Below are 15,821 nucleotides of genomic sequence, written 5' to 3'. Positions count from 1 at the left end.
CGGCGCGACCCTAAGCAATTCCGGAGCGGGGGCAAGGCGTCCCGGCCCCGCGCCCGGCGCGGCGCTGCACTGCCATGAGCACAAGGGCCAGGGCAATGCTCAACAGGGAGAGCCATTCGCCCAGCCGGACCGCCGGCGGCGGCGCCCAGCGCAGCCTCAGCCGGTGTTCGCCCGCCGCCACCCGGAAGGCGAGAAGGCGATGCGGCCCGTATGCCCCGAGCGCCGGTCCCGCCGCGCCATCGGCGGTTTCGAGCCGCCAGGTCGGGAAGTGGAAGCGCCGGAGGACGATCCAGGCCTCCCCGGCGGCCGAGACGGCGAGGTCGAGTTCGCCGGCCTGGCCGGGGATGACCGTGACCTCGGCCGCGCCGGGGGGGTCGGACCAGGCCGGCCCTCGTGCCGCGAGGGCGGCGGACATCGCCCTGAAGTCCCGCAGCGCATAGCCGCCGTCGCTGCCGTAGCGGAAGTGATGACCCGCCGGGAGGTACTCGAGGGCGTCGGGCCGCTCCTCGATGGCCGCTGCGCGCAAGGCATGCCACTCGGCGGTCTCGATGTGGTGGAGGCGGGCCCAGGCACCGGCGCCGAGCACCACGACCGCCGCAGCGCCGAGCAGGAGGCACAGCACTGCCGCCAGGACGCTGCTGCGCTGCCGCCACGGCGCCGCGCCGGACAGCACGACCGCCGTGACGATGGCGAATTCCGCGAGCAGCAGCAGTCGCCACGGGAACTGGATGCGAAACAGCGGCGACCAGGGCTCCCAGAGGCCCGGGATGAGACCGCCCGCCGCAAGGGTCACGAAACCCGCCATTCCCGCCCAGAAGCGGATCGCCGAGCCCCCCGGCCCAGCTGGCGCCTTGCGCCAGACCACGATCGCCGCGAACCCGACCGCCGCGCAGAGCGAGCCGACGAAGACGAGCATCACCTCGTTCCGCCACCGGCCGGGCGCGTAGAGCAGCGAGTTCCGCGGGTCGTAGAAGGCTTCCTGCATCACGTCGAACGCGGCCTGCCCCTGGAGGGTAAGCGCGGGCAGCAAGTAGGCGGCGGCCAGGCCGAGCGCGAGGATCCCGGCACCCGCTGCCAGCGCCGCGGCGCGCGCCAAGGCGGCAAGCCCCGGATCGCGGCGCGACGCCTCGAAAAGGAATTGGGCGGGAAACAGGAAGACCGCGGCGGCCAGAGCCGTCGGCAAGTGGCTGCACATGAGAAGCGCCGCGGCGAATGCCAGCGGCACGACCGCCCTTGCACCCGCGCGGGCGAGGTCCGACACCGCCATGGCCACCAGGGGCAGCACCGCATAGGCCGCGACTTCCCCGACGGACCCCCGGAGATAGAGGTCGAGCAGATGGTAGGGCATCGCCATGTAGATGATCGCCCCTGCCGTCGCCGCGCGCGGTCCGGCATGCCGCCCGAGCCAGGCCCGCATGGAAAGGCCTGAGGCGAGCAGCATCGTCGCCATCGCCGCGCCGAGGACCCGGAAGGTTCCGGCCGCGCCCTCCGCCAGGGGCGTGTGCAGCCAGGCCCAGTAGAACGGGACCGGCGCGTAGAAGAAGAAGGCGGAACTGCCGAAGCCGCCGAAGGAACCCGGCAGCCACCGCGGATAGACCACGCCGGAATTCAACAGTTCGATGAACTGGCTGGCCCAGGTGGCATTGTAGATGGCGCTGTGCGACGGCGGCGCCCCGAACAGCAGCAGCGGCCAGACGAGGAACAGGGCCGCGAGCGCGACGGCGAGAGCCGAGGCCGGCCAGGCCGATCGCGTCTTCACCGGCTCCTCACGCAATCCCGCCTCCTTGCCACGGACAGACGACCTGGCTGGTCGCCACCAAGGCGCGAATCACGCGCCGGTCACGTCCGCCGGCCGCTCGCACAGCCAGTCGTAGGGTTGTTCGGCGACGACGCGGAAGCCCTGCTTCCTCCAGAACGCCAGCACCTCGCTGCCCTTCAGCACCTCGATCCGGGCCGGGAGGCCCGGATGCGCGGCCAGCACGGATGCGGCGATGGCCGCGCCGAGGCCCCGTCCCTGCATCGCCGGTTCAAGGTAGAAGGAATGGATCTCCAGATGACCGGTGGCGGGAACCGCGGCGATGCAGCCGACGAGCCGGCCATCGACCTCGACCGCACTCAGGTTCGCCGGATCGAAGCCGGCACGCATCCGCATGCGCCGGCGCTCCGGGTCGAAGCGGCCGACACGCTCGAGGTCGGCGCGCAGCACGCGGATGGAAAGATCGAGGAGCGGCGCGAAATCCGCGTCGTCCACTGGCCGCAGGCGAAAGGCGGGGGGCATGGCGATCTCCTGCGACGGTGGATTCATGCTGCGCGCCTGAGCCTGACCAGCAGCCCGAGGAGCACGAGGAACCCGAGCAGCGAAACCGCCGCGCCGGCCGCCATGACCGGGGGAGGCGACCAGACCAGCCGCAGCGCCGTCTCGCCAGCGGGCACCTCGAAGGCGGCGAGGCCATCGGGTCCATGCGGCGCGATGACGGGGCCCGGCGCACCGGCCGCATCCTCCAGCCGCCACAGCGGGTAGTAGAAGCGCCGCAGGATGATGCGCGTCCCGGTCGAGGCCCGCACCGCCACGCTGCCTGCCCCGCGGTTGTCCGGCGACAGCGTGACGGTCGCCGTGCCGGGCGGCTCCGACCAGGCCGGGGCGCGGTCGCGGTAGGGCGCGACCAGCGACTCGTAGGTCTCGCCTCGAAGGCCCTGATTGGCCCCGAGGCGGGTGGCGCGGCCGGGGGGCAGGTATTCGAAGGCATCGAAGCGCTGGCTCACTGCCGCGGCCTCCGTGGTTTGCCTCCGCGGCAGCTTCGCGACCTCGTATCTCGTCGCGATCAGGCCGCCCCCGACGACCACCGCCGGCGCCATGGCCAGCACCACGGCCACCATGCCGCCAAGGGTGCGGCGATCGAAGCCCGCCGGGAGGCCGAGCGCCACCGCCGTCACCAGCGCGAATTCGACCGGCACCAACAGCCGCCAGGGAAACTGGAGGCGCGCAAGGGGCGACCACGGCTCCCACAACCAGGGCAAGGCGCCGGCCATCACCGCCAGCAGGACGAGCGCGATCGCCGCCCATTGCCGCGGCGCGGCGGCGTCCCGCGCCCCGCGCAGGAGCGCGAGCATCCCCGCGGCTGCGATCGCATAGGCCAGGGCGAGTGACCCGACGACGACCAGCATCATCCGGTTGGGCCAGCCGCCGGGCGCGATCAGCAGCCACCGGCGCGGGTCGTAGTAGCCCTCATTCATGTCGTGCATCGACACATGCCCCTGAAGCAGCAGGGCAGGCAGCACGTAGCTCGCGGCCAGCGCGAGGCCGAGCAGCACGGAGCCCGACACGCGCAGCGCCGCCATGCCCGCCGCGGCGAGGCGCGGACGGCAGGCGAACAGAAATCCCAGCCCCTGGCACGGCAGCACCAGGACCGCCACAACGAGCGAAACCGGCAGATGACTGAGCAGCAGAGCCGCCAGCGCGGCGCCGAGCCGCAGGACCCCGCCGCGCCGCCCGCGCAACGCATCCTCCGCCCCGGCGGCGACCAGCGGCAGAACGGCATAGGCGGCCAGTTCGCCGAGCGCGCCGCGGGAGTAGTGGTCGAACAGATGGAAGGGCGCCGCGATGTAGAGGAGGCCCGCGAGGGTCGCCCGCCAGGGGCTGGCCGCCCGCGCCACCCAGGCATGCATGGCGAGGCCCGAGGCGATCGCCAGCACTGCCCCCAGCAGGCCGAGCAGCACCGCGTTCGGCAGCAGCCCCAGGGTGAGCAGGTCGAGCACCGCAGCCACCCAGAAGGGCGCGGGCGCGTAGAAGAAAAAGGCCGGGCTGCCCAGGCCGTCGAAGGAATCCGGAAGCCAGCGCGGCCACAGCAGCCCGGCGGCGAACAGTCGGCTGAACTGCTCGGTCCAGGTCCGGTTGAACGTGGCCGAATCCGTCGGCGGCGTGCCGAGCACGAGGCTGGGCCCCGTGACGGCAAGCCCCGCCAGGACGAGCAGCGCCACCGCCGCCCAGGGCCGGCCCACCGTGGCTGCGACGTAGCGCAGGGCACCCGTCACATTCGCACCGCCGCCACCGCCACCCCGATCGGCGCCATCACGACATCGACGACAGCCGTCGCGCGGAACCGGAGCACGATGCAAAGCGGGGCAGCACGAGCGCCGGAGCCCCGAGGCGAGTGCAAAAGCCGGTGCCGATGCTCCCTTCCGCCGCGAACCACGCCGGAAAGCCGGGCGAGGCGGAAGACATCGGCGTCGGGGAGTCGGGCGCGCCGGAGGCGAGGCTGATGACCTTGATGCCCTTCGCCGCGAGTTCACGCGCCTTCATCGTCATGACCAGGGATGCGGAGATGGAAACGTCGTTCATACGGGCGGCGAGGGCAGGCATCGGCATAGTCACTCGCATTGCAAGGGGGTGGGGAACCTATGCCCCTCCCGCCGGCCCGCAAAGGCTCCTTGATCGACCTCAAGCCCCGATGCCCACGGGCGGCGTATACTGTTTTGATTAACATGGGGAGGCAACCATGCCAGCCACCATGCGCGCCGCCGTCGTGCCGGCCCTCGGGGCACCGCTCGAGATCCGCGAAGTCCCGGTGCCCGAGCCGGGGCCCGGGCAGGTCCTGGTGAAGGTCGTGGCTTCAGGCGTCTGCCATACCGACCTGCATGCCGCGAAGGGCGACTGGCCGGTCAAGCCGACCGCCCCCTTCATCCCGGGCCATGAGGGGGTCGGCACCGTCATCGCGCTCGGTGCCGGCGCGAAGGGGGTGAAGGAGGGCGACCGCATCGGCGTGCCCTGGCTGCACAGCGCCTGCGGGTACTGCCCCTATTGCCGTACCGGGTGGGAGACACTCTGCGGCAGCCAGAAGAACACCGGCTATTCGGTGAATGGCGGCTTTGCGGATTATGTGCTCGCGGATCCGCGCTATGTCGGGCACCTGCCGGCCAGCCTCGATTTCGGTCCGGCCGCGCCGGTGCTCTGTGCGGGGGTCACCGTCTACAAGGGGCTGAAGGAAACCGAGGCGCGGCCGGGAGAGTGGGTCGCCGTATCGGGCATCGGCGGGCTTGGCCATATGGCGGTGCAATACGCCAAGGCGATGGGGCTGCACTGTGCGGCAGTCGACATCCATCCGGAAAAGCTCGAACTGGCGAAGTCGCTCGGCGCCGATGCGGTGATGGACGGTCGCCAGCCGGACGCCGTCGCACGCCTGGTGCGCGAGACCGGCGGCATGCATGGCGTGCTGGTCACTGCCGTCTCGCCCGCGGCCTTCGACCAGGCCTTCGGCATGCTGCGGTCGAAGGGAACGATGACCCTGGTCGGCCTGCCCCCAGGGCGGATGGCGCTGCCGATCTTCGACACGGTGCTGAAGCGCATCACAGTGCGCGGGTCGATCGTCGGCACGCGCCAGGACCTCGAGGAGGCGATCGCCTTCGCCGGGGAAGGCAAGGTGGCGCCGCACTTCTCCTGGGCGACGCTCGGCGAGATCAACGACATCTTCGCGCGCATGGAAGCGGGCGCGATCGACGGGCGCGTGGTGCTCAGGATGCAATAGGCGGAGCGGCGCGCTGGACGCCAATGAAAAGGTCGAGGAAGGCCTCGAAATTGCCCTCCTCGACCGGACGCAGCGTGATGCGCGGCGTCACTTCATCCCGGCACAGAACGCCTGGATCCGCGTGCAGGCTTCCCGCAGCGCCTCGTCGGAGGTCGCGTAGGAGATGCGGAAATGGCCGGGCGAGAGGAAAGCCGCGCCATGCACCGTGGCGACGCCGGTCTCCTCCAGCAGCGCGATGGTGAAGTCCTCGTCCGTCTCGATCTTCTTGCCGCCGGCGGTGGTCTTGCCGATGCAGCCGCGCATGTCGGGGAACACGTAGAAGGCGCCTTCCGGCTTGTGGCAGCGGATGCCGGGGGAAGCGTTGAGCATGTCCACCACCATGTTGCGGCGGCGCTCATAGACCTTGCGCATCTCCTCGATGCTCTCCTGCGGGCCGATCAGCGCCTCGACGGCGGCGGCCTGGGAGATGCTGCTGGTGCCGGAGGTGCTCTGGCCCTGCAGCTTGTCCATCGCCTTGATGAGATGCACCGGCGCACCGGCGAAGCCGATCCGCCAGCCGGTCATCGCATAGGCCTTGGAGCAGCCGTTCATGGTGACGGTGCGCTCGCGCAGCCGCGGCTCGACCTCGAGGATCGTCGCCGGCCTGAAGCCGTCATAGACCAGCTTCTCGTAGATGTCGTCGGTGAACACCCAGACATCCGGGTGGCGCATCAGGACATCGGTGATCCCCTTCAGCTCCTCCGCGCTGTAGGCGGCGCCGGTCGGGTTGCAGGGGTTGTTCAGGATCAGCCACTTGGTCTTCGGCGTGATCGCGGCTTCCAACTGCTCGGCGGTCATCTTGAAGCCGGCGTTCTGGCCGCACTGCACGATCACCGGCGTGCCTTCGGCGAGCTGCACGATGTCCGGGTAGGACACCCAGCACGGGGCGGGGATGATCGCCTCGTCGCCCGGATTGATGGTGGCGACCAGGGCGTCGAAGATCACCTGCTTGCCGCCGGTGGCGACGATGATCTCCTCCGGCGTGTAGTCGAGGCCGCTGTCGCGCTTGAACTTGGCGCAGACGGCACGGCGCAGCTCCATCGTGCCGGCGACGTCGGTGTACTTGGTCTCCCCGCGCTCGATCGCCGCGATCGCCGCGTCCTTGACGTTGCGGGGGGTGTCGAAGTCGGGCTCGCCCGAGGACAGGCCGATCACGTCCTTGCCCGCGGCCTTCAGGGCACGCGCCTTCGCCGTCATGGCAATGGTCAGGGACGGCGAGATGCGGTTGAGGCGATCGGCGATCAGGTTCATGGCGGGCCCGGGGAACAGTGCAGGGAAGGGGCGGACCCTACTGCCCCCTCCCCCGCCCATCAACCCGGCCTCACCAGAGGCGGAGAGGGCGGAGCCCCTGATAGGTCCAGCCACCTTCCTGCAGGCAGGCGGCGCGGGCGGCCCGCCGCTGGCCGGTGTTGGCGTCCACCCAGCCATATTGGGGCGGCACGAAGCGGCCTGCGCGGGTGACGCATTCGGTCCGGCCGCGACGGGTGAAGCAGCGGCGCTCGGGCCCTTCCCAGTAGCCGGGGGCGATCACCGTCCAGACCAGGGCCGGCGGGACAAGCTGCGCCGCCCGGGCGGTGCACTCGGCCTGGGCGGCCTCGGAGTCCGCCTCGGTGGCGCCGGGGCGTTCCCAGCGCTCCGCGCATCCGGCCAGCAGCACGAGAAAGAGCAACACCCTTCGCATGACGGGGGAATGTGGCACTGCGCGGCGGCGAAACGATGGCCCCGTGGCCGAGGGCATTCACCCCCGCCGCGGCCGGAGCAGGATGGCCGCCACCGCGAGCATCGCCCCCACCCCGATCACCACCACCGCCCCCAGCGCGTTCACCTCCGGCGTCAGCCCGAGCCGCAGCATGGAGAACAGCGCCATGGGCAGCGTCGTCCCCGCCGGGCCCGAGACGAAGGAGGCGATCACCACGTCGTCGAGCGAGAGGGTGAAGGCCAGCAGCCACCCCGCCGCCAGGGCGGGCGCGACCAGCGGCAGCGTCACCGTGCGGAAGGCAAGGAAGGGCGTGGCGCCGAGGTCCATCGCCGCTTCCTCCAGGCTGCGATCGGTCTCGGCCAGGCGCGCCTGCACCACCACCGCGACGAAGGCGGCGCCGAGGGTCGCATGCGCCAGCAGCACGGTGGTCGCGCCGCGCCCGGCGGGCCAGCCCGTCAGGATGTCCAGCGCGACGAAGAGCAGCAGCAGGGACAGGCCGGTCACCACCTCCGGCAGCACCAGCGGCGCGCCGATCAGGGCGCCGAACACCGCTCGGCCGCGGAAGGGCCCGAAGCGCGCCAGCGCCCAGCCCGCCGCGCCGCCGAGCAGCACCGCGAGGCTCGCCGCCCCGGCGGCGATGCGCAGCGACAGCAGCGCCGCCTCGACCAGACGCTCATCGGCCGCCAGGGCGTGGAACCAGCGGAGCGAGAAGCCGCCCCACTGGAAGGGAATGCGGTCGGCACTGAAGGCATAGGCCACCAGCAGCAGGATCGGCAGCCACAGGAAGGCGAAGCCCGCGAGCATGGCCGCCCGGACCAGGCGCCCCTGCCTCATGGCCGTGCCTCCAGCCGCTGGAACAGCCGGATCGGGACCAGCAGGAGGGCCAGCAGCGCAACCGCCAGCGCCGCCGCCACCGGCCAGTCCCGGTTCTGGAAGAATTCCTGCCAGAGCACACGGCCGACCATCTGCGCCTCGGGCGGGCCCATCAGTTCGGGGATGACGAATTCGCCCGCCGCCGGGATGAAGACGAGCAGGAAGCCGGCCGCCGCCGCCGGGGCGGTGACCGGCAGGGTCACGGTCAGGAACACGGTCGCCGGACGCGCGCCGAGGTCCGCCGCCGCCTCCCCCAGCGACGGGTCGAGCCGCAGGAAGGCGGCAAAGAGCGGCAGCACGGCGAAGGGCAGGTAGGCGTGCACCATGCCCACCAGCATCGCGCCCTCGGTGTAGAGCAGCGGGATCGGCGCATCGGCGAGCCCGGCGGATTGCAGCAGGGAATTGATCCAGCCCTCGTCGCGCAGCAGGCCGATCCAGGCGCCCACGCGCAGCAGGAAGCCGGTCCAGAACGGCAGCATCAGCAGGGCGAGCAGCACCACGCGCCGCCCCGGCGCCGCGCGGGCGATGCCCATGGCCATGGGGTAGGCGAGGAGCAGGCAGAGTGCCGCCGTCGTCGCCGCGACACGCAGCGCCGTGAGCAGCGCATCGAGGTAGTAGGTGTCCTCCGCCAGCACCGCGAAGCCGGCGACGGACAACGCCAGCCTGAACGGCGGCACGCCCGGATCGGAGTCCGCAAAGGCGATGGCGACCAGGATGGCCGCCGGCGCCGCTACGAACAACACCAGCCACCCCAGGGCCGGCGCCAGAACGAGCAACCGCCCCCCGTCCCGGTTCCCAAAGGCCTTTCGGCCTTTGGCGGGGTGGGTGCGGGAGGGGCGGTGCCCCTCCCGTTCGCGCGCCGGGCCGGTCACGACGCCAAGGCCACCACCGCGTCCGCATCCCAGGCAAGACAGACGCTCGCCCCGCGTTCCGGCGGCGCGCCGTCCTCCTCCGCATGAGCGACGCGCAGCGTGGCGCCACCGGACAGCCGCACCAGCACGAGGGAATCGTCGCCGCGGAAGGCGACGTCCTCGACCACCCCCTGCGCGGTGTTCGGCCCCGCGCCGTCGGCGGTGATGCGGATGCGTTCCGGCCGGAGCGCGACGGCAACCGTGCCGGCGGGAATCGCGCCGGCGAAGGTTGCAGCAGCCTCCGCACTGTCGAAGCGCCCCTCGGCCGCCTGCCCTTCCAGCACGTTCGCCGCGCCGAGGAAGCGCGCCACGAAGCGCGAGGCCGGCCGTTCGTAGATCGCCCGCGGCGCGCCCACCTGCGCGATGCGCCCGCCATCCAGCAGGGCGACGCGGTCGGCCAGCGCCAGCGCTTCCTCCTGGTCGTGCGTCACCATCACGAAGGCGGCGCCGGTCTCGCGCTGCAGGGCGCGGAGCTCGAAGCCGGTGCGCTCCCGCAGTCCGGCGTCGAGCGCGCCGAGCGGCTCGTCCAGCAGCAGCAGGCGCGGGCGCATCACCAGGCTGCGGGCGAGCGCAACGCGCTGCTTCTGCCCGCCGGACAGCTGGTGCGGCCTGCGGCGCTCGAAGCCGTCCAGCCCGACCATGGCGAGGGCGGAGGCGGTGCGGGCCGCGATGTCGCCACGCGCCACGCCGGCGCGCCTTAGCCCGTAGGCGACGTTGTCGGCGACGCTCATGTGCGGGAACAGCGCGTAGGACTGGAACATCATGTTCACCGGCCGCGCCCAGGGCGGCGTCGCGGCGATGTCGTGCCCGTCCAGCAGCAGGCGGCCGGAATCCGGCGCCTCGAAGCCGGCGATGATGCGCAGCAGCGTGGACTTGCCGGAGCCGGAGCCGCCGAGCAGCGCGAAGAACTCGCCCTCGGCGATCTCGAGGTCGAGCGCATCAAGCGCGAGCATGGCGCCGAAGCGCCTCGTCAGCGCCTCGGCGCGGAGCAGCATCGGCGGCCCGGCGGAGCGCAGCGGCCCGTGCACATCAACGCCCCGCCTTGAAGCGCGACCAGAGGCGCGTCCGGGCGCGCTCGGCCTCGCGCGGCGGGGTGCCGGCGACGAAGGTGCGCGACAGCGCCTCGGCGGAGGGGAAGACATTGGGGTCGTTGCGCACCGCCTCGGTCACCAGGGGGCGGCTGGCGGGGACGGCGTTGGGGTAGCGGACATGGCTGGTGATGCCGGCCATGACGTCCGGCTGCAGCAGGAAGTTGATGAAGGCCTGCGCGGCCTCGGGGTTCGGCGCGTCGGCCGGGATGGCCAGCATGTCGAACCAGAGCTGCGCGCCTTCGCGCGGCATGACGTAGCCGACCTCGACGCCGCGATTCGCCTCCCGCGCGCGGGCCTGGGCCTGGATGACGTCGCCGGAATAGGTCATCGCCACGCAGGCCTCCCCGGTCGCCAGCGCATCGAGGATGGAGCCGGAGGCGATGATGGCGCGCACATGCCGGCGGACGCCCATCAGCGCCTGCTCGGCGGCGCGCAGATCCTCGGCCGCGTGGCTGTTGGGGTCGCGGCCGAGCCAGCGCAACACCGAGGGCAGCACGTCGGTCGGGCTGTCCATCACCATGATGCCGCAACGGGCCAGCCGCTGCGCGTTCTCCGGTTTCAGCAGGATGTCGAGGCTGTCGAGCGGGACGTCCGGCCCGAGCGCGGCGCGCACGCGGTCCACCCGGATGCCGAGCCCGACCGTCCCCCAGAGGTAGATCGCGCCATGCCGGTTGCCCGGGTCGATGGAAGCGACTCGCTCCATCAGCGTGGCGTCGAGGTTGCGCCAGTTCGGGATCGCCGTGCGGTCGAGCGGCCGCAGCGCGCCGGCGCGCACCAGCCGCGCGAAGCTGGGCTCGCTGGTCGGCACCACGATGTCGTAACCTGAACGCCCGGCGGAGAGCTTGCCCTCCAGCGTCTCCAGGCTGTCGTAGACGTCGTAGCGGACGCGGATGCCGGTCTCGCGCGTGAAGCGCGCGACGGCATAGGGGTCGATGTAGTCCGACCAGTTGTAGACGTTCAGCACACGCTCCTGCGCCGCGGCCGGCAGGACCGGGAGCAGCAGGGCGAGCAGCGGCAAGAGGCGTCGGAGCATCGGCGCGGTCCCTCGGGCGACGGTCGGCGGATGGGGCGGACAGTATCACGCGCACCGCGCCTGCCATCCCCCGACGCGCAACCAGATATAGGACAATTTCCCTTGACTATGGGCTGAAGTTCCTGTACCCACGGCGCACCAAGGGGTGGATTGCGCCCGCCGCATCCCCCCTCCCCGGCTTTTCCGATCAGCCCGCCCCCCGAACACCCCGCCCCCGGCGAGGGTGCGCCTGCGCGCACCCGTCGCCCGGAGCGGCCGAGGAGCCACGCATGCCCTTTTCCGACAGCGAACTCTCGGCCCTGACCTCGGCCAATGGCTTCACGCTCTGGCACTACCGCACGGAGGACGACCGCGCGGCAGTGCTGGCGCCGGGCTATTTCGCCGCCGCCGCGCCGCGGCTGCTGCCCGGCGACATCGTCATCGTCCAGGCGGCGGACGCCACCGCGCTGGTGCCGATCCGCGGCGGCACGGTGCCGGGCAGCGGCGTCACCGTGGATGGCTCGGGCAGCACGCCGGCGCTGTTGCGCTCGGCGACGCTGCTGATCGACATGATGCTCGCCGGCGCGGCAAGCGCGCGCGCCATCGAGCTCGACGCGCCGCCGACGACGCTCTTCGAGGGCGACGTGCTGGCGGTCGGCGCCACCGTCACCGGCCCGATCGCCCAGGTCACCTTCGCCTTCCGCACCGCCGCCGGGACGGATGTCGCGCCGCCGCAGACCGTCGCGGTCGTCGGCGGCCGGGCCGCGGCGAGCTTCACCGCGCCGGCGCCGGCCGGCGGCTTGCGCATCCGTGCCGCCGATGCCGCCGACGCGACGCTCGTCACGCTCTCCCCGCCCTTCGCGGTGACGCAGCCGCCGCGGCTCGTGACCGAAGCCGGCGGCCTGCTGCTGCTCGAAAGCGGCGCCGCGCTGCTGCTCTAGCCCCCCCCTGCCCCGTCCCGCCCCCCCCCGCGAGAGAGAACCCCATGTCCGACACCAAGATCAGCGCCCTCCCCGCCATTGCTTCCGCCGCCGATGCGGATCTGCTGCCGGTGGTGCAGGGCAGCGGCGGCTCGGCCACGACGCGCCGCGCCTCGCTCGCGCAGCTCCGAGCCGGGCTGCTCGCCGACCGCCCTGTCCATGTGCGCGAATTCGGCGCCGTCGGCGATGGCGTGACCAACGACGCCCCGGCCATCCAGGCGGCGATCGACGCGCTGGCGGCGACGGGCGGCGGCGTGCTGCTCTTCGGGCCGCGCCCCTACCGCATCGCGAGCCCGGTCGTCGTCTCCGGCGTCGCCATCGTGCTGCAGGGCGCCGGCTTCACCGAGGGGCCCGGCGTCGCCTCCGGCACCTGGCTGACGATCGATGCCACAGGCTTCACGCCCTTCACCTTCAGCGGCGTCGCGGCGCGCGGTTCGGCGGTGCGCGACCTCGCGGTGCGGCAGCAGCATTCGGCGCCGCTCGATGCGAGCTGGGCGCCGACCGCCTACGACTTCGTCTTCCGCGTGCAGGACTGCCTGGGCGCCGTGGATTTCGAGAATGTCTTCCTCTGCGGCATCAACCGCGGCATCTGGTGCGACAATTCCGGCCGCTTCAACATCCAGCGCCTGCGCGGCCAGGTCTACACGACCGGCATCGAGATCGACCGCGCCTACGACATCGGCCGCATCCACCACGTGCATTTCTGGACCTTCGTCACCGCCGATGACGACGTCGTGCGCTGGCAGCAGCAGAACCAGGACGCGCTGGTGTTCCGGCGGGTGGATGGCGTCTTCCTCGACGACATCTTCGTCCTCGGTGCACGCTCGGCGCTGCGCTTCGCCTCCTCGGCCTCCGGCGTGACGCGGAAGTTCTACCTCGGCAGCCTCTACTCCGACTTCGCGCAGTACGGCATCTGGGTGGACGGCAACGGCGTCGAGGGCCAGATCGCCAACGCCACCACCCAGGGCGAGCTGTGGAACGCCGGCGCCACGCCGCTCACCGGGTCGAGCGGCATCCGCATCGACGGCAACAATGCTCGGCTGCAGATCGGCAACCTCCGCGTCGACGATGCCGAGAGCAACGCCGTCATCGTCAATGGCAGCGGCAACCGGCTCGAAATCTTCTCCTTCCGCGCCGAGTACTACAACCGGCTCAATGACGGCTCCGCGGCGATCCATGTGGCGAATGTCGCCTCGGGCACGCCGAACAAGGTCTTCCTCGGCAGCCCGGCACTGCTCGGCAACGGCAATGGCGGCCCGGTGGTGAACGCCGGCACCAACGGGCATGTCGCGCTCGCCGCGCCCGCCGGGCGCGGCGACCGGCCGGGGCTGATGCTGGGCACGGAGGACACCGGCCTCTACGCGCCGGACGCGACCAGCGTCGCGACGGTCGTCGGCGGTGCCGAAGTCCTGCGCGCCGACGCGACGGGGACGGTCACGCTCGGCGGCGCGAGCGGGGCGCAGGGCTTTACCGTGAACACGCCTGCCAATGCGGTGAACCGCCTCGCGGCGACCGGCGCCGCCTCGGGCGCCGTGCCGAGCCTCGCCGCGCAGGGCTCCGACACCAACGTCAACCTGCAGATCGTTCCCAAGGGCGCGGGCACGACGCGCATCCATGCGCGCAATGCCCTCGGCGTGGAGGTCGCCGCCAATGCGACACCGACGAACTACCTCCGCCTGGTGGCCGGCGCGACCGGCGTCTCGCCGCGCATCGAGGTGGCGGGCAACGACGCGAACATCAGCCTGACGCTGGCGACGAAGGGCAACGGCGTGGTCGCCGCCACCATGCCGCTCCAGCTCCCCGGCTACACCGTCGCAGGCCTGCCCTCGGCAGCCGCCATGCTGCGCTGCCTCGTCTATGTCTCGGACGGCACGGCGAACAAGCGCCTGGCCATCAGCGACGGCACCTCCTGGCGCTGGCCCGACGGCGCGGTGGTGAGCTGATCCCGCGGCCGCAGCGAAGGAACCGAAAGCGATGACCGCCCTGACCGACTACTCCAAGAACCTGCTCGCCCGCGCCCTGGTCGGCCGGCAGCCCAGCCTGCCGGTGGCGGTCTGGGTCGCCCTCGGCACCGGCGGCACCGACGCTTCCGGCCTGACCGGGGAACCGGCCGCCGCCACCGGCTACATGCGCCAGCCGGTGGCCTTCACCGGCAGCGGCAGCCAGCGCAATGCCGCCGCCACGCGATTCGCCTTCACCTCGGGCGTCGGCACGCTGACGCATGTCGGGCTGTTCGATGCGGTTTCGGGAGGCAATGCGCTCGCCTGGGGTGCGCTCGGCACGCCGGCGACGCTGAATGCGGCCGGCACCATCACGGTGCCGGCGGAAAGCCTGACCGTGCTCGCGGACTGATGCCAGCGGCACGAGTCATTGCCTCGTGCCGAGGCCGCGACGGCGATCCGGAATGCGGCCCGCCGGTGGTCCGGCGCAGCCAAGCAGACCGGAGGTTTGCGCCCGGCGTCTGAGGGCTCGAAAAGCCTCATGCCAACGGTCGCGAATAGCGGCCGCGGGTATGAGAAGATGGGCAGGGAAGTCTCCGAGAGGGGCGCCGCCCCTCTCGGACTCACCCCGCCAAAGGCCGAGGGGCCTTTGGAAACCGATACGTGAGTCACCGCGGGTCCAGGGGACCGTGTCCCCTGGCGGGGGAGCTCGAGGGGGCGGCACCCCCTCGATCCGCGCCGCTCAATACCTTGGAGTCCGTGCCCGGATTCCCGCTCCCGCGGACCGCCCCGCATCCAGCAGCGCCTGGGTACGGTCCATCGCCCAGGTGGCGCCCATCTCCGGCCGCAGGTCGCCTTCCCGCTCATCCGTCACGGCATAGGTGACGAGATAGCCGCGTCCCGCCCGCCCGGCGATGATGGCGAGTTCCACCACCATGAAGCTCACATGCACTTCGGGCGTGCAGCTGTCGTTGCGCTCGATCTGCATGCGCGTCTCGCGCTGTACCCCGGCGGAGAAGGCGACGGCATCGTCCCGCGCCTCCGCATGGCGGACGATGTGGATGCAGGATGCCGAGGCCGGGCCCGCGCCCAGCGCCATTGCCACCATCCCGACCCGGAACATCGCCACCCGCACCCCAGCCTCCCTCGCCCGCCCGGGCGAAGGATGCCCTGGAACACCGCGGCCGGACCAGCGCCCGGCCCTCCACCCCCCGAAGGATATCGCCATGGACCCCCGACAGACCCGCGGCTTCCGCAACCGCAACCCCGGCAACATCGACCACCACGACGGCAACCGCTGGCAGGGCCTGGCCGATCCGCCGATCGAGCCTGCCCCGCGGGGCGGCGGGCGCCCGCGCTTCGCGCGCTTCGTCAGCCATGAATACGGCATCCGCGCGCTGGCGATGCTGCTGACCACCTACCAGGACCGGCATGGGCTGCGCACGATCCGCGGCATCATCTCCCGCTGGGCGCCAGGCCAGGAGAACAACACCGAGGCCTACATCGCCGCCGTCGCGCGGCGCATGGACCGCCACCCGCGCCAGGAGCTCGACCTGCACCGCTACGAGGATCTCCGGCCGCTGGTGGAGGCCATCATCCAGCATGAGCTTGGCGGCAATCCCTACGACCGCGCGACCATCGACGCCGGCCTGCGCCTGGCCGGGGTGGTGCCGGAAGGTCACGCCGCGGTGGCGCGCACCGGCACGGCGCGCGCGGCCGCCGGCACCGCGGCGGCGGGGGTTGGCGGCGTCGCG

At 72.1% G+C, this 15,821-nt stretch carries 16 protein-coding genes; 5 read left to right on the top strand and 11 right to left on the bottom strand.

The genetic code is table 11. The features are described 5' to 3' along the window. Positions 1–10: 10 nt before the first annotated feature. Genes GXW74_RS23500 through GXW74_RS23485 form a run of 4 tightly spaced genes read right to left on the bottom strand, consistent with a single transcriptional unit; the run spans position 11 to position 4,360 of the window. Positions 11–1,774, bottom strand: coding sequence for a hypothetical protein (locus GXW74_RS23500; RefSeq protein WP_211849033.1), 1,764 nt, complete (start codon positions 1,772–1,774; stop codon positions 11–13). Between the two features lie 54 nt (positions 1,775–1,828). Then, the gene (locus GXW74_RS23495; protein WP_211849032.1) at positions 1,829–2,278 is read right to left on the bottom strand and encodes a GNAT family N-acetyltransferase; all 450 of its coding nucleotides are present in this window, start codon (positions 2,276–2,278) and stop codon (positions 1,829–1,831) included. Between the two features lie 23 nt (positions 2,279–2,301). After that, on the bottom strand, positions 2,302–4,032 hold the full coding sequence (locus tag GXW74_RS23490) for a hypothetical protein (protein WP_211849031.1): 1,731 nt from the start codon (positions 4,030–4,032) through the stop codon (positions 2,302–2,304). A gap of 37 nt (positions 4,033–4,069) precedes the next feature. After that, entirely contained in the window at positions 4,070–4,360 is a 291-nt protein-coding gene (locus GXW74_RS23485) for a hypothetical protein (RefSeq protein ID WP_211849030.1), read from the bottom strand. Between the two features lie 136 nt (positions 4,361–4,496). Between GXW74_RS23485 and adhP the strand changes: the two genes are divergently transcribed. Next, the gene (gene adhP / locus GXW74_RS23480; protein WP_211849029.1) at positions 4,497–5,522 is read left to right on the top strand and encodes an alcohol dehydrogenase AdhP; all 1,026 of its coding nucleotides are present in this window, start codon (positions 4,497–4,499) and stop codon (positions 5,520–5,522) included. 87 nt (positions 5,523–5,609) lie between these two features. Here the strand turns inward: adhP and GXW74_RS23475 are convergent, their stop codons facing one another. From GXW74_RS23475 to GXW74_RS23450, 6 genes are all read right to left on the bottom strand, one after another. Continuing rightward, the gene (locus tag GXW74_RS23475; RefSeq protein WP_211849028.1) at positions 5,610–6,812 is read right to left on the bottom strand and encodes a pyridoxal phosphate-dependent aminotransferase; all 1,203 of its coding nucleotides are present in this window, start codon (positions 6,810–6,812) and stop codon (positions 5,610–5,612) included. A 70-nt stretch (positions 6,813–6,882) separates the two neighbouring features. After that, positions 6,883–7,233: a hypothetical protein gene (locus tag GXW74_RS23470; protein WP_211849027.1), complete on the bottom strand. Its 351-nt coding sequence runs from the start codon at positions 7,231–7,233 to the stop codon at positions 6,883–6,885. Positions 7,234–7,299: 66 nt separating this feature from the next. After that, positions 7,300–8,094 (bottom strand): ABC transporter permease subunit, encoded by a 795-nt coding sequence (locus GXW74_RS23465; RefSeq protein WP_211849026.1) that lies wholly within the window; start codon positions 8,092–8,094, stop codon positions 7,300–7,302. Next, entirely contained in the window at positions 8,091–8,876 is a 786-nt protein-coding gene (locus tag GXW74_RS23460; protein ID WP_338148313.1) for an ABC transporter permease, read from the bottom strand. Before GXW74_RS23460 ends, GXW74_RS23465 begins: the two co-directional genes overlap by 4 nt. Before the next feature lie 125 nt (positions 8,877–9,001). Then, on the bottom strand, positions 9,002–10,072 hold the full coding sequence (locus tag GXW74_RS23455) for an ABC transporter ATP-binding protein (protein WP_338148312.1): 1,071 nt from the start codon (positions 10,070–10,072) through the stop codon (positions 9,002–9,004). 1 nt (position 10,073) lies between these two features. Next, the gene (locus GXW74_RS23450) at positions 10,074–11,168 is read right to left on the bottom strand and encodes a polyamine ABC transporter substrate-binding protein (protein WP_211849024.1); all 1,095 of its coding nucleotides are present in this window, start codon (positions 11,166–11,168) and stop codon (positions 10,074–10,076) included. Positions 11,169–11,437: 269 nt separating this feature from the next. Between GXW74_RS23450 and GXW74_RS23445 the strand changes: the two genes are divergently transcribed. From GXW74_RS23445 to GXW74_RS23435, 3 genes are read left to right on the top strand one after another with little or no spacing between them, the layout of a single operon-like run. Further along, positions 11,438–12,088, top strand: coding sequence for a hypothetical protein (locus tag GXW74_RS23445; RefSeq protein WP_211849023.1), 651 nt, complete (start codon positions 11,438–11,440; stop codon positions 12,086–12,088). A gap of 44 nt (positions 12,089–12,132) precedes the next feature. Beyond that, positions 12,133–14,070 carry a glycosyl hydrolase family 28-related protein gene (locus GXW74_RS23440; protein ID WP_211849022.1) on the top strand — a complete coding sequence of 646 codons (1,938 nt, stop codon included), beginning with the start codon at positions 12,133–12,135 and terminating at the stop codon, positions 14,068–14,070. A 31-nt stretch (positions 14,071–14,101) separates the two neighbouring features. Beyond that, the gene (locus tag GXW74_RS23435; protein WP_211849021.1) at positions 14,102–14,479 is read left to right on the top strand and encodes a phage tail fiber protein; all 378 of its coding nucleotides are present in this window, start codon (positions 14,102–14,104) and stop codon (positions 14,477–14,479) included. Between the two features lie 330 nt (positions 14,480–14,809). Here GXW74_RS23435 and GXW74_RS23430 read toward each other — a convergent pair whose 3' ends face one another. Continuing rightward, positions 14,810–15,166 carry a hypothetical protein gene (locus GXW74_RS23430; RefSeq protein ID WP_211849020.1) on the bottom strand — a complete coding sequence of 119 codons (357 nt, stop codon included), beginning with the start codon at positions 15,164–15,166 and terminating at the stop codon, positions 14,810–14,812. Positions 15,167–15,293: 127 nt separating this feature from the next. On the opposite strand from GXW74_RS23430, the gene GXW74_RS23425 reads away from it, so the two are divergent. Beyond that, a partial coding sequence (locus GXW74_RS23425) for a structural protein (RefSeq protein ID WP_211849019.1) occupies positions 15,294–15,821 on the top strand: 528 nt, incomplete at its 3' end.

The organism is Neoroseomonas eburnea (genome assembly GCF_018129005.1).
Classification (GTDB): domain Bacteria; phylum Pseudomonadota; class Alphaproteobacteria; order Acetobacterales; family Acetobacteraceae; genus Neoroseomonas; species Neoroseomonas eburnea.
This window is presented reverse-complemented; position numbering and strand designations above follow the sequence as displayed.